Raw genomic sequence first — 25,656 nt, forward strand, 5'->3', positions numbered from 1 at the left:
TTATGGTGGATGAATCAGTGAACGAGCCGGGCGAGCCCGTCGAATTGACCTTTGAAGAGCTGGTCGTCGCCGCCCGCGCCTTTGCCATGCGTAGTCTTGCCCGCCGCGAAAGTGCGGAGTCCGAGCTGGCCAGACGCCTGCGTCAGAAGGGATTCGAGGAGGAGGTGGTCGCCGTTGTACTCGACCATTGCCGTGGCTATGGCTGGGTCAATGACGATCGTTACGGTGCCATGGCGGTGCGGGCTGGTGCGGCCAAAGGCCATGGTCCGCTCAGGATCCGCTTCGACCTGCGTCGCAAGGGGCTGGATGACACCCAGATCGAGGCGGCCCTGGATCAACCCGAGCTCGACTGGTTCGAACTGGCGCTTGCGTTGTTGTCGCGTCGGGCAAAGGCGACCGACTTTGCCGACTTCAAACTGCGCATGAAGTGGCTCAAATATCTGATGGGGCGTGGTTTTACCCAGGAGCAAGCCCGTTACGCCCTCTCAGCCATGCAAGGTGAGCAATAGTGGCGCGCCGAGGCTGGACCTATGGGCAGGATTTCCCTTGGTGTGCGGTGCGGCTGGTGGGGAATATCAGCCCTTCGCCGGGTCTGTCAATGGTGGCCCTGTGGTCAAGCGAGGCATCCCGAAGCCCCCCTGTTGCGACGTGCTTGCGGGTGCTGCTGCCAAACGCTGGCCCCTTGGGGGCTATTTCACCCGCCAAGGGTCCCCACGTTTTACTTTACCCTGCAGAAAACTTACATTAATGCGGTTAAAAGTCCGTATTCGAATCAAGCAGGATTTTCCATGTACATGTCCACGTCAGAGATTCGCGCTGCGTTTCTCGAGTATTTCCGCACCCAGGGACACCAGGTTGTCTCTTCCAGCTCGCTGGTACCGCACAACGATCCGACCCTGCTGTTCACCAACGCAGGGATGAACCAGTTCAAGGACGTGTTCCTTGGCGCCGACAAGCGTGCCTATCACCGTGCCACCACGGCCCAGCGTTGCGTGCGGGCTGGCGGCAAGCACAATGACCTGGAAAACGTCGGCTATACCGCCCGTCACCATACCTTCTTCGAGATGCTGGGCAACTTCAGCTTCGGTGACTACTTCAAACAGGACGCCATCCGGTTTGCATGGGAATTCCTGACCGGTACCCTCAAGCTGCCCAAAGAGCGCCTGCTGGTGACCGTCTACGCGACTGATGACGAAGCCTTCGACATCTGGGAAAAAGAGGTCGGCGTGCCGGCCGATCGCATCGTGCGCATCGGTGACAACAAGGGTGCTCCTTATGCATCCGACAACTTCTGGGCCATGGGCGATACCGGCCCATGCGGTCCCTGCACCGAGATCTTCTACGACCACGGCGATCACATCTGGGGTGGCCCTCCCGGTTCACCGGACGAGGATGGCGACCGCTTCATCGAGATCTGGAACGTGGTCTTCATGCAGTTCAACCGTCAGGCTGACGGCACCATGGAGCCGCTGCCCCGTCCGTCCGTGGATACCGGCATGGGTCTGGAGCGTATCTCCGCCATCATGCAGGGGGTGCACTCCAACTATGAGATCGACATCTTCCAGGCGTTGATCAAGAAGGCGGCCGAGATTGTCGGCACCATGGATCTGAGCAACCAGTCCCTGCGCGTCATCGCGGACCACATCCGTTCCTGCGCCTTCCTGGTGGCTGACGGTGTCATGCCCTCCAATGAAGGTCGCGGCTACGTGCTGCGCCGCATCATCCGCCGCGCCGTGCGTCACGGCCGCAAGCTGGGTGCTACCGACGTCTTCTTCTACAAGCTGGCTGCCGAGCTGGCCGTGCAGATGAAGGATGTGGCGGCGGAACTGATCGCCCAGCTGCCGCTGGTCGAGCGAGTGTTGCGCATCGAGGAGGAGCAGTTCGTCCGCACGCTGGACAGAGGTCTGCTGCTGCTGGAAGACGCCCTGGCCAACCTCGGTGATGCCAAGGTGATCCCGGGTGAAGTGGTGTTCAAGCTCTATGACACATACGGCTTCCCGGCCGACCTGACCGCCGACGTGGTGCGCGAGCGCGAGATCGGCATCGACGAAGAGGGCTTCAAGGCCGAGATGGAGAAGCAGCGCGCCCGCGCAAAAGAGGCTTCCAGTTTCGGCGTGAACTACAACGACGTGCTGAAGCTCGATTTCGAGACCCCCTTTACCGGTTACAAGCAACTGAGCCAGAACACCCAGGTGGTCGGTATCTACAAGGATGGTGTCGAGGTCAATGGCCTCATCGCCGGTGAAGAGGCAGTGATCGTGCTGGCGGAGACCCCCTTCTATGCGGAGTCCGGCGGTCAGGTGGGTGACAGTGGAATCCTCAAGGTGGATGACGGCATCTTCGCCGTCACCGACACCCAGAAAGCGGGCAAGGCGATCATCCACAAGGGCTATCTGGAACTGGGTACCCTGGAGAAGGGAGCCGAGGTCGAGGCCGTGGTCGATGGCGACCGTCGTCAGGCCATCGCCCTTAACCACTCCGTGACTCACCTGCTGCACGCGGCCTTGCGCCAGGCGCTGGGTGAGCACGTGACCCAGAAAGGATCCCTGGTGGGCGCCGAGCGCATGCGCTTCGACTTCTCCCACTTCGAAGGGCTGACCATGGCGACCATTCGCCGGATCGAGGAGCTCGTCAACGCCCAGATCCGTGCCAACCACGAGGTGGCCACCCAGCTGATGGGGCTGGAAGAGGCCAAGTCAGCCGGTGCCATGGCGCTGTTTGGCGAGAAATATGAAGACGATGTGCGCGTGGTACGCATGGGCGACTACTCCACCGAGCTGTGCGGCGGTACTCACGCCAAGCGCACCGGTGACATCGGCTTCTTCAAGATCATTGCCGAGAGCGGCATCGCGGCTGGCGTGCGTCGTATCGAAGCGGTCACCGGCAAGAGCGCCATCGATCTGATGCACCAGCTGGGTGAACAGATCGAAGAGGCCGCCGCGCTGGTGAAGGGCGATCAGTTCTCCATCGCCGACAAGGTTCGCCAGGTACTGGACAAGGCCAAGATGATGGAGCGCGAGCTGGAACAGCTCAAGGCCAAGCTGGCGGCGCAGGCGGGTAACGACCTGCTGAGCCAGGTCATCGACATCAATGGCCAGAAGGTGCTGGTTGCCGCCCTGGAAGGGGTCGACCCCAAATCCCTGCGCGGCATGCTGGACGAGCTGAAGAACCAGATGAAATCCGGTGTCGTGCTGTTGGCAACCAGCAGTGATGGCAAGGTCAACCTGATCGCGGGCGTGACCAATGACCTGACCGGCAAGGTCAAGGCCGGTGAGCTGGTCAATCTGGTGGCCCAGCAGGTGGGTGGCAAGGGCGGCGGTCGTCCCGACATGGCACAGGCGGGTGGTACCCAGCCTGAGGCGGTGCCAGCGGCGCTGCAATCCGTTCACTCCTGGCTGGAAGAGCGCCTGTAAGCGGGCGAGGTGATCTGTGGCACTCTATGTACAGAAGTACGGTGGCACCTCGGTCGGCACGCTGGAGCGGATCGAGGCAGTTGCTGAGCGGGTTCAACTGACCCGTGCCCAGGGACATGACGTGGTGGTGGTGGTCTCAGCCATGTCGGGCGAAACCAACCGGTTGCTGGGCATGGCCCAGCAGCTGGACCAGGATGCCAACCGGCGCGAGATGGATGTGCTGATCTCCACCGGTGAGCAGGTCACCATTGCACTGCTGGCGATTGCGCTCAACAAGCGCGGTTGCCCCGCAGTCTCGATGACCGGTGATCAGGTCCGCATCCACACCGATTCCGCCTATGGCAAGGCGCGCATCACCCGTATCGACACCGAGCAGGTGGAAGCCGCACTCGGTGCCGGCAAGGTGGTAGTGATTGCCGGTTTCCAGGGGCGCGATGAGCACAATGCCATCACTACCCTGGGCCGAGGTGGTTCGGATACCACCGCGGTGGCCGTGGCTGCGGCCATCAAGGCCGATGAGTGCCAGATCTTTACCGATGTGGACGGGGTGTATACCACGGATCCGCGCATCGAACCCAAGGCGCGTCGCCTCGATACCATCACCTTCGAGGAGATGCTCGAGATGGCGAGTCTCGGAGCCAAGGTGTTGCAGATCCGTTCGGTCGAGTTCGCGGGCAAGTACCGCGTGCCGCTAAGGGTGCTGTCGAGTTTCGTCGACGGAGAGGGAACCTTAATCACATATGGAGGTGAGAGGATGGAAGCACCCCTGGTATCCGGCATTGCGTTCAATCGCAACGAGGCCAGCCTGACCATTCTGGGTGTGCCGGACAGGCCGACCGTGGCCGCGCAGATCCTGAATCCGATCAGCGACGCCAACATAGATGTCGACATGATAGTGCAGAACACCATGGGGGATGGCACCGCCGATTTCACCTTCACGGTGAATCGTGATGATTATCGCCGGGCCCGCGCCTTGCTGGAGGAGACCGCCAGCGAGCTGGGGGCCGCCTGCGTGCAGGGCAACGGAGAGATCGCCAAGGTCTCCATCGTCGGGGTCGGCATGTGGAATCATCCTGGTGTAGCGCGCACCATGTTCAAGGTATTGGGTGAGGAAGGGATCAACATGCAGCTGATCTCCACCTCTGAAATCAAGATATCCGTGGTGATTGACGAGAAGTACCTGGAGCTGGCCGTGCGTTCGTTGCACTCGGCGTTCGGGTTGGATCAAGAGCCTCATGAGCAGCCCTTGGGAAACAATCCCTGATTGATTTAGTTTCAACCATTTACCATATCGGTATCTTTGTAAGATAATGGCGCATATCGATATAAATACAAAACAGGATACAGGAGCAAGCGAATGCTTATTTTGACTCGTCGTGTAGGGGAAACCCTGATGATTGGTGACGAAGTAACCGTTACCGTACTGGGCGTAAAAGGGAACCAGGTTCGTATCGGTGTGAATGCACCGAAAGAGGTTTCCGTACACCGCGAAGAGATCTACATGCGGATACAGGCCGAGAAAGTCCCGGGCCAACCGAATTTCTAAGCCATTTCATGGCTGCCTGAAGGCGACATCCCGGATGTCGCCTTTTGTTTTTCAGGGGCCTGCAAATCGGCCTGCAGAGCGCGTAACTACTGGGTAAGTGTCGATATTGCTTGAATATTCCACTCTTTGGCCAAATGCTGAGCGAACGCTCTGTTTTCTCCAAAAAAGTGTTTGACTAAAAATCCCTGTGAAGTATTATCAGCCCCGCAAACGGAGAGGTGGCCGAGAGGCTGAAGGCGCTCCCCTGCTAAGGGAGTATGCGGCTTATACCCGCATCGGGGGTTCGAATCCCCCCTTCTCCGCCATTTTGCGCCCGTAGCTCAGCTGGATAGAGTACCTGGCTACGAACCAGGTGGTCAGAGGTTCGAATCCTCTCGGGCGCACCATATTTGACTCTTGGAGTCATGTGTTGACCATCAGCAAGTCGGCACTAAAGAAGGCTTACTGTTGAGTAAGCTTTTTTTATCGTTTGAAAACAGGGCGCCCGTAGCTCAGCTGGATAGAGTACCTGGCTACGAACCAGGTGGTCAGAGGTTCGAATCCTCTCGGGCGCACCATTTCAAGCAATACAATGATTTATGAGCGCCCGTAGCTCAGCTGGATAGAGTACCTGGCTACGAACCAGGTGGTCAGAGGTTCGAATCCTCTCGGGCGCACCATGTTTAAAGCAGTGCAACAATTTATGAGCGCCCGTAGCTCAGCTGGATAGAGTACCTGGCTACGAACCAGGTGGTCAGAGGTTCGAATCCTCTCGGGCGCACCATATTTCAAGCAGTGCAACAAGTTGTGAGCGCCCGTAGCTCAGCTGGATAGAGTACCTGGCTACGAACCAGGTGGTCAGAGGTTCGAATCCTCTCGGGCGCACCATACAGACAGCCTCGACGTCAGTCGGGGCTGTTTTTTTATGGGCGATATCCTCCTCCCCATCATGGGGTTGCCTTTCTCGTGTCCTTCTCCCTGACGCTCCCACGGGGGACGGTTCCCCCTTGCTGCACGTGCCCCCGGGTCACCACTCTCCACGTGTCTTGCCTGGCAGGCTGCTGACGCATCCCGTGGCCGTGCCTGTGGCGACCTGGGGGCCCGAACCATGCGCATCTATGCTGTACGGGGCTGGCGCCCTCTGGCGGCCTGCTGAGGCGTTTGGCTGGCAATAAAAAAGGATGCCGCGGCATCCTTTCATGTCTTCGTGGAGAGAATCAGCTTTTCAGCCACTTGCGGATGCGGTTGGCATCCCCGACAGGGGTGCGTTTGCCCACCGAGTTGAGCAGTACGATGGCGAGCTCCTGACGATCCGGTTTGGCACGCATCAGCAGGCAGCGGCCCGCTTCGTCGGTATAGCCTGTTTTGGAGAGGCGTACATCCCAGTCCGGGTTCTTCACCAGGGGGTTGGTATTGTTGAACATCAAGCTGTAGGCCGGCTTGTGAAAGCGCATCTCCCTGCTGGTGTCCTGGGTGAATTCACGGATCAGCGGCTGTCGATAGGCCGCAGAGAGGAGCTTGGCCAGATCCTGGGCGGTGGAGACGTTGCGGGTGGAGAGACCGGTGGAGTCATAGTAGCGGGTGTTGCGCATGCCGAGCTGTCTGGCCTTGTTGTTCATGGCGCGGATGAAGGCCTGGCGACCCCCCGGGTAGTGGCGGGCAAGCGCCGAGGCCATGCGGTTCTCGGAGGACATCAGCGCCAGATGCAGGGCGTCGCGGCGGCTGACCTGGGTGCCCATGCGCACCCGTGAATAGGTGTGCTTGATGTTGTCCCTGTCGTTCTGATCGATGGTCAGGGTCTGATTGAGGTTCTGGCGGGCATCCAGCACCACCAGCGCCGTCATCAGCTTGGTGAGGGAGGCGATGGGGCGCACCCGGGCGGGGTTTTTCTGATACAGGGTCTTGCCGGTGTTGACGTCCATCACCAGGGCACTGCCCGACTTGAGCTGCAGCTTGGCCGGGTCGGGGGTCGCCAGGGCTGTCTGCGAACCCAGCAGTCCCATCAATCCACCTACCAGCGCGATTGCGCGAATCCAACACCCCATACAACCAACTCCATCCACAGCGAAAAAAGGCGCTAGATTCACTCATTTTTGCCCCTGCTTTACAAGAGCGAGCTGGGGGAATTCGCCACTATTTTCCATAAAAAAGGGCCGCCTGTGGGCGACCCTGTGGTTTGTCTCACTCTCTGGAGACGCCGGGCTTGCGTCTGCTCCACCAGCGCCAGACCAGAGCGATGAGGCCGCCCACCAGCAGCACGACCGGCAGGTAGAGAATGACGCTGAGAAACTGGGACTCATACTGCGCGGCCAGCTTGGTGTGGCTCAGGTAGTAACCCAGCCCGACCAGGGGGCAGATCCACATGATGGAGCTGATCAGGTTGACCACCAGGAAGCGCCCCTGGGGGATCTCGTTGGCGCCGACGATATAGGGGTAGGCGGTACGCACGAAGGCGATGTAGCGGGCGGTGATCAGGGTGATGATGCCGTACTTGTTGAGCAGGTAGTGCACCTTCTCCTTGTGCTTGTCATCGAGATGGGACATCAGCCTGTGATACATCCGGGTGTGGCCGAGGAAACGCCCCTGCATGTAGCCAAGCCAGGTACCGACGAAGGTCGCCATGATCAGCAGCGGGACCACCGCCATCGGCAACACCCCCTGATAGATCAGCACGCCGGTCAGGATCAGCAGGGTATCCCCTGGCAGGAAGGCGGTGGGGATAAAGCCATTCTCGAGCACCAGGAAGGTCAGCAGGACGACATAGACCATGAAGACCATCTTGGGATCAGAGAGTGTCGCCAGATCCTGATGCATAAAGGCGTGAGCCAGGTGGTAAAACTGCTCCATACATGCAAACTCCGCAGGTTAGCTGGGTTGGTCGGTCAAGGGCATGGCAAGTACCTTGTCGATGCGCAGGCCGTCCATATCCACGATTTCCAGTTGCCACTGTTCCAGGGTGACCAGGTCTCCGGTCTGGGGAAGGCGGCCAAGGAGCAGCATGATAAGCCCTCCAAGGGTGTGATAGTGATGTTTTTCTTCTTCCGGCAGACGAACCAGCTCCAGACAGTCCTTCAATTCTGGCAGTGGAATGAGGCCGTCGAGCAGCCAGCTGCCGTCGGCGCGCTGGAAGGCCCAGTTGTCCTCCCCATCTTCCTGCTGGAAGTCGCCGGCCAGGGTTTCCAGCAGATCCTGCTGGGTGACCAGCCCCTGCAGCTCGCCATATTCGTCCACCACCAGCACCATGTGCTCGGAGTGGGTACGGAAGTGGTTGAGCAGCTCCAGGCCATTGAGGGTCTCCGGCAGCAGGCTGCCGTCCTGGGTCAGCGCCGCCAGATCGATGGGCTCTCCCTTGATGTAGGCGTGCAGCACCTTGCTGACGTTGAGGATGCCGACGAGATCTGACAGGCTGCCGTCACAGACAGGAAAGAAGCTGTGGCGATACTCCACCAGACGTTGGAGGTTCACTTCCAGCGGCAGTGACAGGTCCAGATAGCGGATGTCGCTGCGCGGCACCATCAGGGAGGCCAGGCTGCGTTCGTCGAGGCGGAACACGTTGCGCAACATAGTGTGCTCATGGTCCTCGATCACCCCCGCTTCGGAGCCCTCCACCAGCATGGCGTGGATCTCCTCCTGAGTGACGTTGTTGCTGCTGCGCTGATCGACCCGCAGCAGCCGCAGGCTGGCGTTGGTGGAGGCGGAGAGCAACCAGACGAAGGGACGGGTCAGGGTCGCCAGCCAGAGCATGGGGCGGGCTACCAGACAGGCAATGCGCTCGGCGCTGAGCTGTCCGAGGCGTTTGGGCACGAGCTCCCCTACCACGATGGAGAGATAGGTGACCAGCACAACCACGATGACGGTGGCGAGCAGGCTGCTGCTCTTGGGGGAGAGCCCCCACTCCTGCAGCCAGAGGGCGAAGGGCTGGGCCAGCAGGGACTCGCCATAGATACCGTTGAGCAGGCCGATGCTGGTGATGCCGATCTGCACGGCGGAGAGGAAATGGGTCGGATCTTCCCCGAGCTTGAGGGCGATGGCGGCGGAGCGGCTCCCTTCGCTCGCCATTTTGGCGAGGCGTGCCTTGCGTGCCGTCACGATGGCGATTTCCGACATGGCGAAGACGCCATTGAGCAAAATCAATCCAAACAGGATCAATATTTCCATACTGCAGCAGCACTCCCGATAGAAAAGACCGCTGGCAGTGTAATGAATTTGCGGGCTCTGCGCTTGTGAAAGGAGGTGATTTGGCTCGTGAATTTTTGAATATCGCCCCGGCGGGAGGGATAAAACTGCGGGGCAGGAGAGGGGGCACTGAACCCATGACATGAAAAAGCCCCCGATAAACGGGGGCTTGTCATGTTGCGCTGTGGCTTAGAGCGCGGCGATCTCGGCCTGCTGGGCTTCCAGCTTGGTCAGCTGGAGACGGTAATCTTCCAGCTTCTCGCGCTCCTTGATGATGACCGCTTCCGGCGCCTTGGCGACGAAGGCCTCGTTGCCGAGCTTGCCTTCGATGCGGCCGCACTCGCCCACCAGACGGGCCACCTCTTTGGCCAGACGGGCCAGTTCGGCATCCTTGTCGATGAGACCGGCCATCGGGATCATCAGCTCGGTAGCACCGATCAATTTTTTGACCGACAGCGGGGCGATTTCACCGGCCGCCAGTACGCGGATGGATTCCAGACGGGCCAGCGACTTGAGGAAGGCCTCGTTGTCAGCGGCGCGCTGGGCATCCTTGGCATCGCACTGGAGCAGCACGTTGAGGGGCACGCTCGGCGCCACGTTCATCTCGGCGCGGATGTTGCGGATGCTGACGATGAACTCCTTTACCCACTCCTGGTCCGCCATCGCGGCGTCGTCCACCTTGGCGGCGTCGAACTCCGGGAAAGCCTGAATCATGATGGTGTCGGCGTGTACGCCAGCCAGCGGGGCGACCGATTTCCAGATGGTCTCGGTGATGAACGGGATGATCGGGTGAGCCAGGCGCAACAGGTTCTCGAGGACGCTGACGAGGGTGTGGCGGGCAGCGCGCTGCTCGGCCTCGGAGCCCTTGGTCAGTACCGGCTTGGTCAGCTCCAGATACCAGTCACAGAACTGGTTCCAGATAAATTCGTACAACACGCCTGCCGCGATGTCGAAGCGGTAGGTATCGAGGGCGGTGCGGAAGTCACGGATGGCCACTTGCAGCTGGGACTGGATCCAGCGATCCGCCAGGCTGAACTGCATCTCGCCACCGGCAAAGCCGCAATCCTGATCTTCGGTGTTCATCAGCACATAGCGGGAGGCGTTCCACAGCTTGTTGCAGAAGTTGTTGTAGCCATCCAGGCGCTTCATGTCCCAGTTGATGTCACGACCGGTGGAGGCGAGCGCCGCCAGGGTGAAGCGCAGGGCGTCGGTGCCGTGGGCATTGATCCCTTCCGGGAACTGCTTGGCGGTGCGCTTGGCGATCTTCTCGGCCATCTGCGGCTGCATCATGTTGCCGGTGCGCTTCTCCAGCAGGTCTTCCAGGGAGATGCCGTCGATCATGTCGAGGGGGTCCAGCACGTTGCCCTTGGACTTGGACATCTTCTGGCCTTCTTCGTCACGGATGAGGCCGGTGATGTAGACGGTCTTGAACGGGACTTGCGGCTGGCCGTTCTCGTCCTTGATGAAGTGCATGGTCATCATGATCATCCGGGCAATCCAGAAGAAGATGATGTCGAAGCCGCTCATCAGCACGTCGGTCGGGTGGAAGGTCTTGAGTGCCTCGGTGTTGTTCGGCCAGCCCAGGGTGGAGAAGGTCCACAGGGCGGAGCTGAACCAGGTGTCGAGCACGTCTTCGTCCTGACGCAGCACGGTCACGGACGGGATGCTGTGCTTGGCGCGCACTTCCTCTTCGTTGCGGCCCACGTAGACGTTGCCGGCATCGTCATACCATGCCGGGATGCGGTGACCCCACCACAGCTGACGGGAGACGCACCAGTCCTGAATGTCGCGCATCCAGGAGAAGTACATGTTTTCGTACTGCTTCGGCACGAACTGGATGCGGCCATCTTCCACCGCCTCGATGGCGGTCTTGGCCATGGGGGCCACGCGCACGTACCACTGGTCGGTCAGCATGGGCTCGATGGGCACGCCGCCGCGATCGCCGTAAGGCTGTTGCAGCACGTGGTCCTTGATCTCGGCCAGGAGGCCCAGCTCGTCCAGCTTGGCGACGATGGCCTTGCGGGCGGCGAAGCGCTCCATCCCGGCGAACTCGGTCGGCAGGGTGGCGTCATAGGCGGTGCTCGGGTTGCCATTGGTATCGACCACTTCGGCCTCGGCACGCACGTGGGCGTCCAGGGTGAAGATGTTGATCATCGGCAGGTTGTGGCGCTTGCCCACTTCGTTGTCGTTGAAGTCGTGGGCCGGGGTGATCTTCACGCAGCCGGTGCCCTTCTCCATGTCGGCATGTTCGTCGGCAACGATGGGTATCAGACGGTTCACCAGCGGCAGCAGGATGTGCTGGCCGATCAGCGCCTTGTAGCGGGGGTCTTCCGGGTTCACGGCCACGGCGGTATCACCCAGCATGGTTTCCGGACGGGTGGTGGCGACGATCAGGTAATCCTTGCCTTCGGCGGTCTTGGCGCCGTTGGCCAGCGGGTAGCGAAGGTGCCACATGTGGCCCTTTATCTCGCGGTTTTCCACTTCCAGGTCGGAGATGGCGGTGTTGAGCTTGGGATCCCAGTTCACCAGACGCTTGCCGCGGTACATCAGGCCGTCTTCGTACAGGCGCACGAACACTTCCTGGACGGCGGCGGAGAGGCCCTCATCCATGGTGAAGCGCTCGCGCTCCCAGTCCACGGAGTCACCCAGACGGCGCATCTGACGGGTGATGGTGCCGCCGGACTCTTCCTTCCACTGCCAGATCTTGTCGATGAAGGCTTCCCGGCCGTAATCGTGGCGGGTCTTGCCCTCTTCTGCCGCGATCTTGCGCTCAACCACCATCTGGGTAGCGATACCGGCGTGGTCGGTACCCGCCTGCCACAGGGTGTTCTTGCCCTGCATGCGGTTGTAGCGGATCAGGGTGTCCATCAGGGTCTGCTGGAAGGCGTGACCCATGTGCAGGCTGCCGGTGACGTTCGGCGGCGGGATCATGATGCAGAAGGAATCTTTGCTGGTGTCGCCGTGGGGCTTGAAGTAGCCCTGGGCTTCCCAGTGCTGGTAGAGCGCCTGTTCGATGGCGTTGTGATTAAAAGTCTTTTCCATGGTCTCGCCGTATTCTGGATGGATGGATTCTGGTGTTGATTCGTCGTGGATCGAGGGTGGTGCAGTCAGGGCTGCGCCGGATCCGGTGCGGCAAGGACGGGCTGATCCCTCATCTCGAGGGTATGGCCCGCCTGGCGATAGTGCTTGTAGCGCTCGCGGGCTTGCTGCTTTTGCGTTTCGTCAGTGGGGACAAAATCTACCACTTGAGCGAAGTGTCCTGCAAACAAAGGTGTCTGCCGGGCCAGGTTGATGAGGCAGGCATAGCGCCGCCGTGGCGGCTGATGGCCTATCTCCACCGGGGCCTGACCGCTCTCCCCCTGCAACTGGTGCGGTACGAAGCGATCGGGCGGCAACTGCCACAACAGCTCGTCCAGACGCAGGGCCTGGGCCTCGTCCTCGCACAGCAGATAGAGGTGGCCTGCGCTCCAGCCATCGGCCGCAAGCTGGCAGGCGAGGCGCTCGACGGCGGAGGCATCCGCATCATCGGGCTGGCTCATCAGGTAAAAGGTCACTTGGCTCATCAGGTCGGTCCCGTTTGGCTGTGACGGACAGCGATTGGCCGTCTTCGGGAGCCGCGTCTGGCACGGACTTCCCGGATTCTCTCAATGAAACAAGGAAGAGGCAGGCCTCTTCCTTGTGATACAGGGTAACGCCTTCTCGCATCGCTCTTCGAGTCGATGGGGAAGGGGATCACTCCTTGTCTTCGACGTCCGCCACGCCGGCCCGGTTGAGCAGGAACTGGGTCAGCAGGGGCACAGGACGGCCGGTGGAGCCCTTCTCCTTGCCGCTCTTCCAGGCGGTCCCTGCGATATCCAGGTGGGCCCAGTTGTACTTCTTGGTGAAGCGCGACAGGAAGGCGGCGGCGGTGATGGTACCGGCCGGACGGCCACCGATGTTGGCCATGTCCGCGAATGGGCTTTCCAGCTGCTCCTGATACTCGTCGAACAGGGGCAGGCGCCAGGCGCGATCGCCGGCCTGTTCGGAGGCGTTGAGCAGCTCGTGGGCCAGGGGGTTGTGGTTCGCCAAGAGGCCAGAGGTATGGTGGCCAAGGGCGATGATGCAGGCACCGGTCAGGGTCGCCACGTCGATCACGGTCTCGGGATCGTAGCGGTCCACATAGGTGAGGGCATCGCACAGCACCAGGCGGCCTTCGGCGTCGGTGTTGAGCACCTCGACGGTCTGGCCGGACATGGTAGTGAGGATGTCACCGGGGCGGTAGGCGTTGCCCCCCGGCATGTTCTCGCAGCCCGCCAGCACGCCGATGACGTTGATGGGCAGCTGCAACTGGGCCAGGGCGTGCATGGTGCCGAGCACGGAGGCGGCGCCACCCATGTCGTACTTCATCTCGTCCATGCCGTCTGCCGGCTTGATGGAGATGCCGCCGGAGTCGAAGGTCAGCCCCTTGCCCACCAGCACGATGGGCTTGGCGTCGGCGTTGCCCTTGTACTCGATGATGGCCATCATGGCTTCGTTCTCGGAGCCGCGGGCCACTGCGAGGTAGGAGTTCATGCCGAGCTCGGCCATCTCCTGCTCCCCCACCACCCTGGTGGTGATGTTGTCATAGGCATCCGCCAGACGGCGGGCCTGGGAGGCGAGGTAGGCGGGATTGCAGACGTTGGGCGGCATGTTCGCCACGTCGCGGCAGATGCGCACCCCTTTCGCCACGGCCAGGCCGTGGTTGATGGCGCGCTCGCCTATGGTCAGTTCCCGACGCGTCGGCACGTTGAAGACCAGCTTGCGCAGCGGACGGCGCGGTTCGGCCTTGTTGGTCTTGAACTGATCGAAGCTGTAGAGGCCCGCCTTGGTGGTTTCCACCGCCTGACGCACCTTCCAGTAGGTATCCCGACCCTTGACGTGCAGCTCGGTCAGGAAGCAGACCGCTTCCATGGAGCCGGTTTCGTTCAGGGTGGTGATGGTCTTGTTGATGATCTGCTTGTACTGGCGCTCGTCGAGTTCGCGCTCCTTGCCGCACCCGACCAGCAGTACGCGCTCGCTGAGCACGCCCGGTACTTGATGCAGCAGCAGCATCTGGCCCGGTTTCCCTTCCAGGTCGCCACGGCGCAGCAGCGAGCTGAGGTAGCCGTCGCTGATCTTGTCCAGCTGTTCGGCAACCGGAGAGAGGCGGCGGGGCTCAAAAACGCCGACCACGACGCAGGCACTGCGTTGCTTCTCAGGACTGCCACTCTTTACACTGAACTCCATGGAATCTCCTACATCCTAAAGACAAAAGGCACCATTTATTGAATAATGCGGTGCTTGTTGGGGTATCAGAGGCGGAGCGAACAGTCACAGGCTCCGCAGTTCAAACTGGTAAAAATCCAATATAGGGCCCTATTTTTCAGGCATTCGACTAAAAACACAAGTTTACTTGGGAATGACTGTGATCGTTTTCCGATATTTGTTCAGGGAGACCCTGAAAACCCAGCTGGCGGTGCTGTTCGTGCTGCTGCTTATCTTCGTTAGCCAGCAATTTATCCAGATCATTGGCGATGCCGCCGATGGTGAGGTGCCGACGCGCCTGGTATCCACCCTCCTGCTGCTCAACCTGCCGAATATGGCGTTGTTGATGCTGCCTATCAGTCTGTTTTTAGCCATTCTGTTTGCTCACGGCCGTTTGTACGCGGAAAGCGAGATGACGGTGATGCATGCGGTGGGTTTCAGTCACCGTTTCATCATGGGCAGCGCTCTGGTGCTGGCCTTGCTGACCGCCGCCGTCGCGGCGTTCAACACCGGCTGGGTCGCCCCCCAGGCCAAGGAGCGGGAGTACCAGGTGATCGACGAGTTCAAGGCCGATCCCGGTATCTCTTTCCTGCAGGCCGGCCGCTTCATGGAGCTCGACAAGGGGCGCCTGGTGGCCTACATCCAGGATCTGAACGACAAGGGGTCGGAGTTGCAGAAAATCTTCGTGCTGCAACGGGCCGAGGGGGGCTCACCCCCGTCAGTGGTGGTGGCCAACGAGGGGCAGGTGACCGCCGACAGCAACGGCTTGCAGTGGCTGACCCTGAAGGATGGCTCGCGCTACGAGGGGCATTTCACCGGCAAGCAGTTCCAGGTCTCGGAGTTTCGTGAATACAGCCTGGTGATCCGCCAGCAGGAGATGGAGCGATCCAACCGCAAGGCGGCGGCCAAGCCGACCCTGGCATTGCTCGGCACCCAGGACAACCAGCTGATGGCCGAATTGCAGTGGCGCTTGTCGCTGCCCCTCTCCATCCTGGTGCTCACCTTCCTGGTGGTGCCGATGGCGCGGGTCAATCCCCGTCAGGGGCGTTACGCCAAGCTGCTGCCGGCCATCCTGCTCTATCTCTCCTATTTCCTGCTGCTCAGTGCCGCCCGGTCGGCCATCGACAGCGGGCGTCTGCCCCACTGGCCCGGGATGTTCCTGGTGCCCCTGGTCTATCTGCTGCTGATAGGGTTGCCTCTCAACCTGCAGGGCACCAGCTGGTGGAACGGGGTCAAAGGGCAATTGTTCAAAAGAAAGTCAGCGTGATGCTGCAACCTGGGAGTCTCTGCTGATGTTCGGCATTCTCGATAGATACATAGGCAGGGTCATCTTCATGTCGATCCTGCTGTGCGAGCTGACTCTGGTCGGGCTCGCCGCGCTCATCAAGTACGTGGAGCAGTTGAAGGCGGTCGGGGAAGGCAACTACGACATGCTCAACGCCCTCTACTACGTGCTGCTCTCCATGCCCAAGGAGGCGGTGCTCTTCTTCCCCCTGGCGGCCCTGCTCGGTGGCCTCATCGGCCTGGGCCAGCTCGCGACCAGCTCCGAGCTGGTGGTGATGCAGGCGGCGGGACGCTCAAAGATCAGCATCGTCATGGCGGCGCTCAAGACCGCCATTCCCCTGATGCTGCTGGTGGGGCTGATGGGAGAGTACGTCGCACCGGCCGCCAAGCGGATGGCGGATGACATCAAGGCGGGTGCCATGTCGGAAGGGCGGCTTACGGTCTCGGCCTACGGGGTCTGGGCACGGGATGGCAACAACTTCGTCAACATCAACGGAGTGCGCAACGATGGCGCCCTGACCGGCATCACCCTCTACCGCTTTACTCCGTCCCGCAACCTGATCGACGTGGTGCAGGCGAAGGAGGGGGTGTTCGAGGATCACCACTGGCTGCTGAAACAGGTGCACATCACCCGGTTTGACGATCCCACCCGGATCCAAGACGAAGAGCATGCCCAGATGGCCTGGCAATCCGAGCTGACCCCCAAGCAGCTCGGGGTGGTCAGCATCGATCCCGAGAACCTGCCCATCTCGGGGCTGCGGGACTACATCGGTTATCTGGATGCCAACAAGCAGGATGCCGGACGCTACAAGCTGGAGATGTGGCGCAAGCTGCTCTCACCGCTCTCCGTGGTGGCCATGATACTGCTCGCCTCCTCCTTCATCTTCGGCCCGCTGCGTTCGGTGAGCATGGGGGCGCGGATGCTGATGGGGATCATGACCGGCTTCGCGGTCTATGTGAGCGACAGGGTGTTCGGCCCGGTCAGCCTGGTCTATGCGGTCCCGCCCATCCTCGCGGCCATCGCTCCCAGCCTGCTGTTTGGCGGCATCTCCTTCTATATCCTGAGCCGCAAGCAGTAGCGGCCTGAAGGACGGCGGGTTGCTGACAAAAGGCGGCCATTGCTCTCGATGCACCGTTTCCGTCAAGGTTCTGGGCTGCAAGCCGTCAGTTCTGGTCAACAAAAAGGGCACCTCGGGGTGCCCTTTTGCGTTGCCGCCTTGGGATCAGCGATTGAGCTGCTCCAGGTTTTCTGCCTTGCCGAGTACCACCACCTCGCATTCGGCCCAGATGTCCTGGAAGGCGCGGGGGCGGGCGCGATTGAACACACACAGCAGGTTGCCCAGGCCAAAGGCCGAGGTGGCGAGCCGGATCAGGGCCTGGGTGACGCGAATGTTGCTGCCGTCCAGGTTCTGGATGCGCAGGCGCCAGGCCCGCATGCCGATGGTCTGGCCGGCGCGGACCCAGAACCAGGTGTAGAAACCGCAGATGACGAAGGCCAGCCAGGCGCTGTAGAGGGGGCTGGTGAGCAGCCAGGCGGCATCCTTGCCCTCGGGAACGTGCGCCATGCCGGTGGCCAGCAGCAGGTGGGCCACCCCCATGCCGATGAAGCCGGCGATGATCAGCAGGGCAATCACCACCAGATAGTCATAGAGCAGGGCGCCGAGACGGCGCAGCAGACCGGCGGACGGATGCCGGGGAGCAGGCTGGAGAGGGGAGGGGGTCTTGCGCTTGGCCATGATGATTATTCCATTAATATGATGCGGGCATTCTATGTAACTGGCCTGGCATCGGCAAGGCGTTGAATAAATGAGCAAACAACGGTGGGGGCAAGAAAAACACCTTGCATGGCAAAGCGCCATTCGTATAATCCCTCGCAGCTGCCCGGGTGGCGAAATCGGTAGACGCAGCGGATTCAAAATCCGCCGTAGCAATACGTGTCGGTTCGAGTCCGACCCCGGGCACCATCAGATTCCATGACAAAAGGCCATCCTCGCGGATGGCCTTTTGTTTTTCCGGGCGGTGCGAAGAGGTGTACCCTCAGACCCTCAGACCCTCAGACCCTCAGACCCTCAGACCCTCAGACCCTCAGACCCTCAGACCCTCAGACCCTCAGACCCTCAGACCCTCAGACCCTCAGACCCTCAGACATTCAGACCCACAGGCTCTCGGGCCATCAGCCTCTCGGACTGCCATCCCCTCAGTCGATATTCTGTGCGATGCGCCACAGCACGCCGGCGGGATCGTACAGACAGAACTCCTTCATGCGCCACGGCTGGGTGACGAGCTCCGTGACCCGGACGCCGTAGCGGGCGGCGATCTGGCTCGCCTCCACTTGGGTCTGCCAGGCGGCCACGTCCTCCACCAGGAGGTGCATCATGAGCTGCTCGGCCAGCCCCGGGGGGTTGCCATCCTGCAGCAGGAAGCTTGCGTTGCCGAGATGAAAATAGGCCACGCCGTCGCCATCGGAGGCCAGGGTAAAGCCGAGATCCTGATAGAACTGCTTTGACAGCGTGAAATCCCGGGCAGGCACGAAGGCCTTGATTTCGGTCACGTTGAGATTGGGCATGGGCTCCTCGCGGCGCTGGGAACAGGGGAAGATGGCTTGCCAGTATGACCGGGCATTTCGGGGCTGGCCAGACGAATGGCGCGCGTTTGCACTCTTAAAGTGCTTGTGCCCCTCGGGTGGGGGGATATTGGCCGTCAGCCTCATTTGATTTCACCATGGTATGGCCCATTTCATTTATTTCATAAATACCTTAGCGGGATAGATAAGCCTGCCAGGGTGACATCACCACGGGTTCGCCCCGTCATTGTGAGGCGATTGGGTCATCCTGGTGCATTCTCCCGGCAATGCACAGCCAAAGTGCGATTTTCCCCCTGTAACCGGGCATAGTGCGCCAAGATGGTGCGTGTTGAATATGATAAAAACATAACGCCATGAAATAAAAGGATTATTTTTCTTGGCCTGCTTTATGCTTTCCCCATGTCATGTCGCCATGATGTCTCCGTGAGCCACACAGGTGCGGTGGGCAGGTGGCCAGGTTGGAAATGCATATCAGGAAATGGACCCGGATGCCGGGACGACAAGGAGAGGGCTGTATGTTCAAGAGACTCGTAATGACTGGCCTGCTGGCGCTGGCCGCCACCATGGCCGCCCCGGGCTGGGCCGAAGAGGTGGCCGCGCAGGCCGATGTGGTACAGGCGGCCGCGACCGTGACCATCAACAAGGGGGACAATACCTGGCTGATGGTGGCGGCGGCCCTGGTGATCCTGATGTCCGTGCCGGGCCTCGCCCTCTTCTACGGCGGCCTGGTGCGCGCCAAGAACATGCTGAGTGTGCTGATGCAGGTGTTCACCCTGTTCTGCCTCATCACCGTCCTTTGGGTGGTCTACGGCTACTCCCTGGCCTTCACCGAGGGCGGCGCCTTCTACGGCTCCTTCGACAAGGTGCTGTTGATGGGGGTGACGCCGGATTCCATCGCCGCCACCTTCAGCAAGGGGGTCGGGATCAGCGAGTTCATCTACGTGGTGTTCCAGGGCGCCTTTGCCGCCATCACCTGCGGGCTCATCGTCGGCGGCTTTGCCGAGCGGATGAAGTTCTCGGCGGTGCTGCTGTTCGCGGTGATCTGGTTCACCTTCGCCTATATCCCGATGGCGCACATGGTGTGGTACTGGGCGGGTCCGGATGCCTACACGGATGCGGCCGCCGCCGAAGCGGCCGGTGCCACCGCAGGCTATCTGTTCCAGCACGGCGCTCTGGACTTCGCCGGCGGCACCGTGGTGCACATCAACGCCGCGGTGGCCGGTCTGGTTGGGGCCTTCATGGTGGGCAAACGGGTTGGCTATGGCCGTGACCCCATGACCCCCCACAGCCTGACCATGACCATGATCGGTGCCGCCCTGCTGTGGTTCGGCTGGTTCGGCTTCAACGCCGGCTCCTCCCTCGAAGCCAACGGCACGGCGGCCCTGGCCTTCGCCAACACCTGGATCGCGCCGGCCGCTGCCGCCCTCTCCTGGACCTTCGCCGAGTGGGCGATGAAGGGCCGTCCCTCCCTGCTTGGCGCTGTCTCCGGTGCGGTGGCGGGTCTGGTCGCCATCACCCCTGCCGCCGGTTTCGTCGGTGTGGGGGGCGCCCTCATCATCGGCCTGCTCAGCGGTGTGGCTGGTCTGTGGGGCGTGCACGGTCTCAAGCGTCTGCTGGGGGCCGATGACAGCCTGGACGTGTTCGGCCTGCACGGGGTGTGCGGGATCCTGGGTGCCGTGCTGACCGGGGTGTTCGCCAGCCCGGATCTGGGCGGCACCGGGGTGTGGGACTATGTGACCAACCAGGTGGCCGAGGGGTACTCCATCCTGGCCCAGGTCAAGGTACAGGTCATCGGCGTGGGGGTGACCGTGGTCTGGACCGCCCTGGTCTCGGCCGTGGCCTACAAGCTGGTGGACCTGCTGATCGGTCTGCGGGTGAAGGAAGATGCCGAGCGCGAAGGGCTGGACGTGACCAGCCACGGCGAGAAAGCCTACAGCCATTGATCCTGCTGCCATGAATGTCATACCGCCGGCCCCGTCCGGCGGTTTTTTTATTGGGGCGGGCTGGCCAGGCTGCCCGGACCGGGCCGCTGGTGGCCGGGGTCGCTATTTGTGTTTGCAGGGTCTTTTATGCCTGCATTTTGGGCGGATCTCCGCTAAACTCTGCCACCCTTTATTCGGGGTCGCCGGGTCTGCCCCGTCGTCACCCTCTCTATTCATGCCTTCGGAGCCGCTCATGCCGTTAGTGGGACACCAACATCAGATCGATATTCTGGAACTGACCGACAAGGGGGATGGCAAGGGTCGCCTGTTCGAGCGCCCCCTGTTTGTCGAGGGTCTGCTGCCCGGTGAGCAGGCGCTGGTCGAGTTGACCGAGGTCAAACCGAACTACCTGCACGGCAAGCTGGTCGAGTTGACCCAGCCCTCTGCCGATCGGGTGGCCGATTTTTGCCCCAACACCGAATGCGGTGGCTGCCAGGTGCGCCCGCTGGCCTATCCGGCCCAGCTTGCCCTCAAGCAGAGCCTGGTGCAGAGAGCACTGGAGCAGGTCGGTCTGGGTGAGGCCGTGGTCAACCCCATCCTCGGCATGGAGACGCCGTTTGCCTATCGCAACAAGGCCCAGTACGCGGTGCGTGGCAGCGAGGCGGGCGCCGAGATCGGCTTCTACCGCAAGCACTCCCATGACCTCATCACCGCCGATGATTGCGCGGTGCAGGATTCGCTGCACGTGGAGCTCAACGCCCGGGTACGCAACTGGATGCGCGAGCACGACATCGCGGCCTATGACGAGGTGGCCCACACCGGCTGCGTGCGCAACCTGATGACCCGAAAGGGCTTCAAGAGCGGCGAGCTGATGGTGGTGCTGGTGACCCTGGGCGAAGCGCTGCCGTTCGAAGTCGAGCTGCTGGCGGCCCTGGCGGATCTGCCGGTCACTACTCTGGTGCAGAACATCAACGAGGTGCGCACCAACCGCATCCTGGGTGACAAGAACCGGGTGCTGCTGGGCAGCGGGGTGATCCGCGACAAGATCCACGAGCTCGAATTCGAGATCTCGCCCCTCTCCTTCTTCCAGAACAACCCGAGCCAGACCGACGTGCTCTACTCCAAGGCGCTGGAGTATTGCGAGCTGACCGGCAGCGAGACGGTGTTCGACATCTATTGCGGCATCGGCACCATCTCCCTGTTCCTGGCAGGCAAGGCCGCCAAGGTGGTGGGGATCGAGTCGGTGGAGAGCGCCATCAGCGACGCCCGTCGCAATGCGGCCCTCAACGGCATCGAGCAGACCGAGTTCCACGTGGGCAAGGCGGAGCAGCTGATGCCTGCCCTGCATGCCGACGGGGTGAGTGCCGACGTGGTGGTGATGGATCCGCCCCGCAAGGGCTGTGACAAGGCGGTATTGCAGACCCTGGTGGCCATGGCGCCGCGCCGTCTGGTCTATGTCTCCTGCAACCCCCAGACCCTGGCCCGGGATCTCGCCTGGCTGGTCAAGCAGGGCTTCGTGCTGGACGAGGTGCAGCCGGTGGACATGTTCCCGCACTCCATGCACGTGGAAGCGGTTGCTCGCCTGAGCCTGCCAGCGAAGGCCTGATCGTCGCTCGGGATCTTCCCCTCGCGCGATGCAGGTGGAAGCGGTCGCCAGCCTGAGCCTGCCAGCGAAAGCCTGATCGGGCCGAGGGCGTGGCGTTAGCCAGATGGCCCTGATAAAAACGACTCCTGAGGGAGTCGTTTTTTTTATGGTCGTGGTCGGCAGAACCACCAGGCAGGGAGGTCGGCGTGATGATTCGTATGGCAGGGGTGGAGGATGCGGCGGCGCTGGATCGCTTCTTCGGGCAACTGGACAGGGAGACCCGCTTCATGCTGTATGAAGCGGGAGAGCGCCCCTCGGACATCGAGGGGCAGCGCAGGCGGCTCGAGGCCATGGCCGCGGCCCCCAATCAGGCCATGTGGCTGCTGGAGCTGGCGGGGGAGGTGCAAGGGTTTGCCGCGCTCCTTGGTGGCGGCCTGGCACGCAACCGCCACTGCGCCCTGGTGGTGATGGGGCTGCGTTCGGGGGCGCGCGGGCAGGGATGGGGGGAACGGTTGCTGCGTACCCTGATCGCGACCGCGAGGGATCTCGGTATCCACCGGCTGGAGCTGGGAGTGATGGCCCACAACGAGGTGGCCCACGCCTTGTATCGCAAGTGCGGGTTCGTGGAGGAGGGGGTGAGACGGCAGGCCTATCGGCTGGACGAGGGCTATGTGGACGAGATTGCCATGGGGCTGCTGCTGCCGCTGGACAGGCCATGACGCCGCTGGCCCCGAGATGCTGGTCTGGGGCGCTGGATTGGGGCAGGCTTGTGGGGAAACCATCAAGACAAGGAGGCGCCCATGAAGGGGATATTGCTGCGTTGGCTGGCTCGCTACGATGCCTGGTGCCAGGAGTGGGGACTCACACCGGAGAACCGGCGCTGCTGCGCGCCGGTTCTCCATGATGAAGACGAGAAGCGCCCGGAGAAGGGCGACGACCTCACTGGAACTGGCGGGTCACGGCGCCAGTGACGCTGTTGTAGTCGAACGAGAGCCCGTCGGGGTATGCCGGGAAGCGGCCAACGGAGCTGCGCAGGGTATAGCGGCAGTTGTCGTGACGAAGGGCGCCGTCAGCCTGAGCGTCTGCCGGGATGAGCCGGGAGATGTAGTCACTGTCTGAATCCTGGTGCAACTCATCGGCCACCGTCAGATCGGTATCGAGCAGGGCGCCAAACAGGCTCTCGCAGTCGTCCCGGCTGCTGACGGAGATCTGATCGCTGTCGCCACCGGGGAAGACGGTATCGGGCCCCTGACCTCCCTGGTCCTCCTTGGTGCCCACCGGCCAGCCATGGCTGTTGATGTCGAGATCCTGCCTGCCCATGCCGCTAAAGTTGTAGAGTGCCAGGGGCTCCCCCTTTACCTTGACCGCCCAGCCGGCGTGGGCGAGCCGGGCGGCACTGGCAAAGCTGCCCGCCGTGGCCGAGACGCTGCTCTTGAGCCCGCCGTCCTGGATGTTGATGAAGCGGGGCAGGGCGGTCACGGCCAGGATCCCCAGCACGATGATGACCAGCACCAGTTCTATCAGGGTAAAGCCTCGGGAAACGTGTGTTGGCATGGAATGAACCCATTGAGTACGACAGACAGGTAAGCGCGACATGGAATTGATAGACACCCACTGCCACCTCGATTTTCCGGTCTTTGACGCCGATAGGGAGGCGCTGCTGACCCGGTGGCGCCAGCTGGGGGTGGGCGAGTATATCATCCCCGCCGTGGGAGAGGAAAACTGGGGGCGGGTGATGGCGCTGGCCGAGCGCCACGACGACATCCGCTATGGCCTGGGGATCCATCCCTGGTATGTGGGCAAGCAGCCTCGGGATGCACTGACCCGGTTGGAGACCCTGCTGGCGAGTCGGCCCCGTGGGCTGGTGGCCGTGGGGGAGTGCGGGTTGGATCTGCGCTCCCATGTGCCGCAGGAGGGGCAGGTCGAGATGTTCGAGGCGCAGGTGCGGCTGGCCATGGCGCATGAGCTGCCCCTCATCGTCCACTCGGTGCGGGCCAACGACACGGTCGCCAAGATCCTGCGGCGCTTCACTCCGCCACAAGGGGGGGTCATTCACGCCTTCAGCGGCTCCCTGCATCAGGCGGAGGTGTTCTGGCAACTGGGTTTCAGGCTGGGGATCGGGGGGGTCATCAGCTATGAGCGGGCCAACAAGACCCGGGAGGCGATACGCCAGATGCCGCTGGAGGCCTTGCTGCTGGAAACCGACGCTCCCGACATGCCGCTGCAAGGCCAGCAGGGGGAGGTGAACACGCCGGCCAGCCTGCCGACCATAGCCCGCTTGTTGGCACAATTGCGGCAGCAACCGCTGGAGGATGTTATTTCGGTGTTACATGACTCCACCCGGCGGCTGTTCCCCCCAGGAAATCATGAAATTAACATTTGATTATCAAATGATGACCGAGTGATAAAAAACAGGGCCCATAAAAATCGTTTGCGGTCTAATTAAACGATGTTCAGGCCGTTTGTGGCTTATAAAATGTGACCAGTATTCTATTTTGTCGCACCGTAATTAGTATAATGCGCACCCTTGATTAGCGGCTTCAATACACAAATCGTTAACAAGCTGGCAGGTGCTACTAAAGAGGAAGTGTTAATAATGAATCTGATAATGGGTCTGGTAGGGATGGCGACGCTCATCCTTATTGCGGTGCTGTTCTCCAGCAACCGCAAGGCAATCAAAATTCGTACCGTAGGTGGCGCCTTTGCCATCCAGGCCGGTCTGGGGGCCTTCGTGCTCTACGTGCCGGTCGGTCGTGACATCCTGGTGGGCGTGTCCGACGCCGTCTCCAGCGTCATCGGTTATGGCCAGAACGGCATCGAATTCCTGTTCGGTGGTCTGGTTGGCAACAAGATGTTCGAAGTGTTCGGTGGCGGTGGCTTCGTCTTCGCCTTCCGCGTCCTGCCCGTCATCATCTTCTTCTCTTCCCTGATCGCGGTACTCTACTACCTCGGCATCATGCAGTGGGTGATCAAGCTGCTGGGCGGCGGTCTGCAGAAGGTGCTGGGCACCTCCCGTACCGAATCCCTCTCCGCCACTGCCAACATCTTCGTCGGTCAGACCGAAGCCCCGCTGGTGGTACGTCCCTTCATCTCCAAGATGACTGACTCCGAGCTGTTCGCCGTCATGTGTGGTGGTCTGGCTTCCGTTGCCGGCTCCGTGCTGGCCGGTTACGCCTCCATGGGCGTCAAGATGGAATACCTGATCGCCGCCTCCTTCATGGCTGCCCCGGGTGGTCTGCTGTTCGCCAAGTTGCTGGTACCGGAAACCGAGACCCCGAGCTACGACGAGAACACCGCAGAAGGTGAGCTGGACGACAAGCCGGCCAACGTGATCGACGCTGCTGCCGCCGGTGCCTCCGCCGGTCTGCAACTGGCCCTGAACGTGGGTGCCATGCTGCTGGCCTTCATCGGCCTCATCGCCATGATCAACGGCATCTTCTCCGGTGTGGGCGGCTGGTTCGGTTACCCGCAACTCTCCCTGGAGCTGCTGCTGGGCTGGCTGTTCTCCCCGCTGGCCTTCCTGATCGGCGTGCCCTGGAGCGAAGCGGTCGTGGCCGGTTCCTTCATCGGTCAGAAGCTGGTGGTCAACGAGTTCGTGGCTTACCTGAACTTTGCCCCCTACCTGAAGGATGAAGTGCTGATCAACGGTGTGGCCATGTCCGAGCACACCAAGGCGATCATCTCCTTCGCCCTGTGCGGCTTCGCCAACCTGTCCTCCGTCGCCATCCTGCTGGGTGGTCTGGGCTCCATGGCACCGAACCGTCGCGGCACCATCGCCAAGTTCGGTCTGAAGGCCGTGCTGGCAGGTTCCCTGTCCAACCTGATGTCTGCGACCATCGCAGGCTTCTTCCTGGCGCTGTCCGGCATGTAACATCGCCTGACTGACAGGATAAAGACGAACGCCA

At 61.5% G+C, this 25,656-nt stretch carries 20 protein-coding genes and 7 tRNA genes; 18 read left to right on the forward strand and 9 right to left on the reverse strand.

Features of this window, described 5'->3' with window-relative positions:
- The first annotated feature begins 2 nt into the window (after nt 1-2).
- The 10 genes from ACB037_RS10760 to ACB037_RS10805 all read left to right on the forward strand — a co-directional run bounded on the left by ACB037_RS10760 (nt 3) and on the right by ACB037_RS10805 (nt 5,826).
- A complete protein-coding gene (locus ACB037_RS10760; RefSeq protein ID WP_049636522.1) occupies nt 3-509 on the forward strand; it encodes a regulatory protein RecX in 507 nt (168 codons plus the stop codon).
- Nucleotides 510-788: 279 nt separating this feature from the next.
- On the forward strand, nt 789-3,413 hold the full coding sequence (gene alaS, locus ACB037_RS10765) for an alanine--tRNA ligase (RefSeq protein WP_371175325.1): 2,625 nt from the start codon (nt 789-791) through the stop codon (nt 3,411-3,413).
- 16 nt (nt 3,414-3,429) lie between these two features.
- Nucleotides 3,430-4,677: an aspartate kinase gene (locus ACB037_RS10770; RefSeq protein WP_010672822.1), complete on the forward strand. Its 1,248-nt coding sequence runs from the start codon at nt 3,430-3,432 to the stop codon at nt 4,675-4,677.
- A gap of 93 nt (nt 4,678-4,770) precedes the next feature.
- The gene (gene csrA / locus ACB037_RS10775; RefSeq protein ID WP_005315760.1) at nt 4,771-4,959 is read left to right on the forward strand and encodes a carbon storage regulator CsrA; all 189 of its coding nucleotides are present in this window, start codon (nt 4,771-4,773) and stop codon (nt 4,957-4,959) included.
- Between the two features lie 212 nt (nt 4,960-5,171).
- Nucleotides 5,172-5,264, forward strand: a tRNA-Ser gene (locus tag ACB037_RS10780).
- 4 nt (nt 5,265-5,268) lie between these two features.
- Nucleotides 5,269-5,345 (forward strand) — tRNA-Arg (locus ACB037_RS10785).
- Between the two features lie 94 nt (nt 5,346-5,439).
- A tRNA-Arg gene (locus ACB037_RS10790) sits at nt 5,440-5,516 on the forward strand.
- Between the two features lie 25 nt (nt 5,517-5,541).
- Nucleotides 5,542-5,618 (forward strand) — tRNA-Arg (locus tag ACB037_RS10795).
- Nucleotides 5,619-5,645: 27 nt separating this feature from the next.
- Nucleotides 5,646-5,722, forward strand: a tRNA-Arg gene (locus ACB037_RS10800).
- A 27-nt stretch (nt 5,723-5,749) separates the two neighbouring features.
- Nucleotides 5,750-5,826: transfer RNA gene (locus ACB037_RS10805), tRNA-Arg, on the forward strand.
- Between the two features lie 329 nt (nt 5,827-6,155).
- Here ACB037_RS10805 and pbpG read toward each other — a convergent pair.
- The 6 genes from pbpG to pepA form a co-directional block, all read right to left on the reverse strand.
- Nucleotides 6,156-6,941 carry a D-alanyl-D-alanine endopeptidase gene (gene pbpG / locus ACB037_RS10810; RefSeq protein WP_371175326.1) on the reverse strand — a complete coding sequence of 262 codons (786 nt, stop codon included), beginning with the start codon at nt 6,939-6,941 and terminating at the stop codon, nt 6,156-6,158.
- Nucleotides 6,942-7,119: 178 nt separating this feature from the next.
- Nucleotides 7,120-7,785 (reverse strand): DedA family protein, encoded by a 666-nt coding sequence (locus tag ACB037_RS10815; protein WP_010672956.1) that lies wholly within the window; start codon nt 7,783-7,785, stop codon nt 7,120-7,122.
- Nucleotides 7,786-7,803: 18 nt separating this feature from the next.
- Nucleotides 7,804-9,096, reverse strand: coding sequence for a hemolysin family protein (locus ACB037_RS10820; protein ID WP_029313724.1), 1,293 nt, complete (start codon nt 9,094-9,096; stop codon nt 7,804-7,806).
- A gap of 207 nt (nt 9,097-9,303) precedes the next feature.
- Nucleotides 9,304-12,156, reverse strand: a complete 2,853-nt coding sequence (locus ACB037_RS10825) for a valine--tRNA ligase (protein WP_323957485.1) — start codon at nt 12,154-12,156, stop codon at nt 9,304-9,306.
- Between the two features lie 65 nt (nt 12,157-12,221).
- On the reverse strand, nt 12,222-12,677 hold the full coding sequence (locus ACB037_RS10830; RefSeq protein ID WP_010672959.1) for a DNA polymerase III subunit chi: 456 nt from the start codon (nt 12,675-12,677) through the stop codon (nt 12,222-12,224).
- Between the two features lie 169 nt (nt 12,678-12,846).
- Nucleotides 12,847-14,358 (reverse strand): leucyl aminopeptidase, encoded by a 1,512-nt coding sequence (gene pepA, locus ACB037_RS10835; RefSeq protein ID WP_010672960.1) that lies wholly within the window; start codon nt 14,356-14,358, stop codon nt 12,847-12,849.
- Nucleotides 14,359-14,530: 172 nt separating this feature from the next.
- On the opposite strand from pepA, the gene lptF reads away from it, so the two are divergent.
- Together lptF and lptG are read left to right on the forward strand one after the other, a co-directional pair.
- Nucleotides 14,531-15,643 (forward strand): LPS export ABC transporter permease LptF, encoded by a 1,113-nt coding sequence (gene lptF / locus ACB037_RS10840; protein ID WP_029313726.1) that lies wholly within the window; start codon nt 14,531-14,533, stop codon nt 15,641-15,643.
- A gap of 25 nt (nt 15,644-15,668) precedes the next feature.
- A complete protein-coding gene (gene lptG / locus ACB037_RS10845; protein WP_010672962.1) occupies nt 15,669-16,739 on the forward strand; it encodes an LPS export ABC transporter permease LptG in 1,071 nt (356 codons plus the stop codon).
- Between the two features lie 144 nt (nt 16,740-16,883).
- Here the strand turns inward: lptG and ACB037_RS10850 are convergent, their stop codons facing one another.
- Nucleotides 16,884-17,396: an RDD family protein gene (locus ACB037_RS10850; RefSeq protein WP_161470421.1), complete on the reverse strand. Its 513-nt coding sequence runs from the start codon at nt 17,394-17,396 to the stop codon at nt 16,884-16,886.
- 143 nt (nt 17,397-17,539) lie between these two features.
- Here ACB037_RS10850 and ACB037_RS10855 point away from each other — a divergent pair.
- Nucleotides 17,540-17,624, forward strand: a tRNA-Leu gene (locus tag ACB037_RS10855).
- A gap of 233 nt (nt 17,625-17,857) precedes the next feature.
- Here the strand turns inward: ACB037_RS10855 and ACB037_RS10860 are convergent.
- Nucleotides 17,858-18,226 (reverse strand): VOC family protein, encoded by a 369-nt coding sequence (locus ACB037_RS10860; RefSeq protein ID WP_371175327.1) that lies wholly within the window; start codon nt 18,224-18,226, stop codon nt 17,858-17,860.
- Nucleotides 18,227-18,759: 533 nt separating this feature from the next.
- Here ACB037_RS10860 and amt point away from each other — a divergent pair.
- The 3 genes from amt (at nt 18,760) to ACB037_RS10875 (ending at nt 22,470) form a co-directional block, all read left to right on the forward strand.
- Nucleotides 18,760-20,187, forward strand: a complete 1,428-nt coding sequence (gene amt / locus ACB037_RS10865) for an ammonium transporter (RefSeq protein ID WP_010673021.1) — start codon at nt 18,760-18,762, stop codon at nt 20,185-20,187.
- A 232-nt stretch (nt 20,188-20,419) separates the two neighbouring features.
- Nucleotides 20,420-21,772: a 23S rRNA (uracil(1939)-C(5))-methyltransferase RlmD gene (rlmD, locus tag ACB037_RS10870; RefSeq protein ID WP_371175328.1), complete on the forward strand. Its 1,353-nt coding sequence runs from the start codon at nt 20,420-20,422 to the stop codon at nt 21,770-21,772.
- Between the two features lie 188 nt (nt 21,773-21,960).
- Complete coding sequence (locus tag ACB037_RS10875; RefSeq protein ID WP_371175348.1) at nt 21,961-22,470, forward strand: N-acetyltransferase family protein; 510 nt, start codon at nt 21,961-21,963, stop codon at nt 22,468-22,470.
- Nucleotides 22,471-22,690: 220 nt separating this feature from the next.
- On the opposite strand, the gene tppF is transcribed toward ACB037_RS10875, so the two are convergent.
- Nucleotides 22,691-23,305 carry a type IVa pilus pseudopilin TppF gene (gene tppF / locus ACB037_RS10880; protein ID WP_371175329.1) on the reverse strand — a complete coding sequence of 205 codons (615 nt, stop codon included), beginning with the start codon at nt 23,303-23,305 and terminating at the stop codon, nt 22,691-22,693.
- Nucleotides 23,306-23,345: 40 nt separating this feature from the next.
- On the opposite strand from tppF, the gene ACB037_RS10885 reads away from it, so the two are divergent.
- Nucleotides 23,346-24,134, forward strand: coding sequence for a TatD family hydrolase (locus tag ACB037_RS10885; RefSeq protein ID WP_161653085.1), 789 nt, complete (start codon nt 23,346-23,348; stop codon nt 24,132-24,134).
- Between the two features lie 213 nt (nt 24,135-24,347).
- A complete protein-coding gene (locus ACB037_RS10890) occupies nt 24,348-25,622 on the forward strand; it encodes a NupC/NupG family nucleoside CNT transporter (RefSeq protein WP_010673026.1) in 1,275 nt (424 codons plus the stop codon).
- The last annotated feature ends 34 nt before the right edge of the window (nt 25,623-25,656 follow it).

It is taken from the genome of Aeromonas sp. S19(2024) (genome assembly GCF_041402625.1).
Classification (GTDB): Bacteria; Pseudomonadota; Gammaproteobacteria; order Enterobacterales; family Aeromonadaceae; genus Aeromonas; species Aeromonas caviae.

Coding starts and splice junctions, on each gene's coding strand:
- ACB037_RS10760 (WP_049636522.1), top strand. CDS start 3: ATGGTGGATGAATCAGTGAACGAGCCGGGCGAGCCCGTCGAATTGACC.
- alaS (WP_371175325.1), top strand. CDS start 789: ATGTACATGTCCACGTCAGAGATTCGCGCTGCGTTTCTCGAGTATTTC.
- csrA (WP_005315760.1), top strand. CDS start 4,771: ATGCTTATTTTGACTCGTCGTGTAGGGGAAACCCTGATGATTGGTGAC.
- pbpG (WP_371175326.1), bottom strand. CDS start 6,941: ATGGGACTGCTGGGTTCGCAGACAGCCCTGGCGACCCCCGACCCGGCC.
- ACB037_RS10815 (WP_010672956.1), bottom strand. CDS start 7,785: ATGGAGCAGTTTTACCACCTGGCTCACGCCTTTATGCATCAGGATCTG.
- ACB037_RS10820 (WP_029313724.1), bottom strand. CDS start 9,096: ATGGAAATATTGATCCTGTTTGGATTGATTTTGCTCAATGGCGTCTTC.
- ACB037_RS10825 (WP_323957485.1), bottom strand. CDS start 12,156: ATGGAAAAGACTTTTAATCACAACGCCATCGAACAGGCGCTCTACCAG.
- ACB037_RS10830 (WP_010672959.1), bottom strand. CDS start 12,677: ATGAGCCAAGTGACCTTTTACCTGATGAGCCAGCCCGATGATGCGGAT.
- pepA (WP_010672960.1), bottom strand. CDS start 14,358: ATGGAGTTCAGTGTAAAGAGTGGCAGTCCTGAGAAGCAACGCAGTGCC.
- lptF (WP_029313726.1), top strand. CDS start 14,531: ATGACTGTGATCGTTTTCCGATATTTGTTCAGGGAGACCCTGAAAACC.
- lptG (WP_010672962.1), top strand. CDS start 15,669: ATGTTCGGCATTCTCGATAGATACATAGGCAGGGTCATCTTCATGTCG.
- ACB037_RS10850 (WP_161470421.1), bottom strand. CDS start 17,396: ATGGCCAAGCGCAAGACCCCCTCCCCTCTCCAGCCTGCTCCCCGGCAT.
- ACB037_RS10860 (WP_371175327.1), bottom strand. CDS start 18,226: ATGCCCAATCTCAACGTGACCGAAATCAAGGCCTTCGTGCCTGCCCGG.
- amt (WP_010673021.1), top strand. CDS start 18,760: ATGTTCAAGAGACTCGTAATGACTGGCCTGCTGGCGCTGGCCGCCACC.
- rlmD (WP_371175328.1), top strand. CDS start 20,420: ATGCCGTTAGTGGGACACCAACATCAGATCGATATTCTGGAACTGACC.
- ACB037_RS10875 (WP_371175348.1), top strand. CDS start 21,961: ATGATTCGTATGGCAGGGGTGGAGGATGCGGCGGCGCTGGATCGCTTC.
- tppF (WP_371175329.1), bottom strand. CDS start 23,305: ATGCCAACACACGTTTCCCGAGGCTTTACCCTGATAGAACTGGTGCTG.
- ACB037_RS10885 (WP_161653085.1), top strand. CDS start 23,346: ATGGAATTGATAGACACCCACTGCCACCTCGATTTTCCGGTCTTTGAC.
- ACB037_RS10890 (WP_010673026.1), top strand. CDS start 24,348: ATGAATCTGATAATGGGTCTGGTAGGGATGGCGACGCTCATCCTTATT.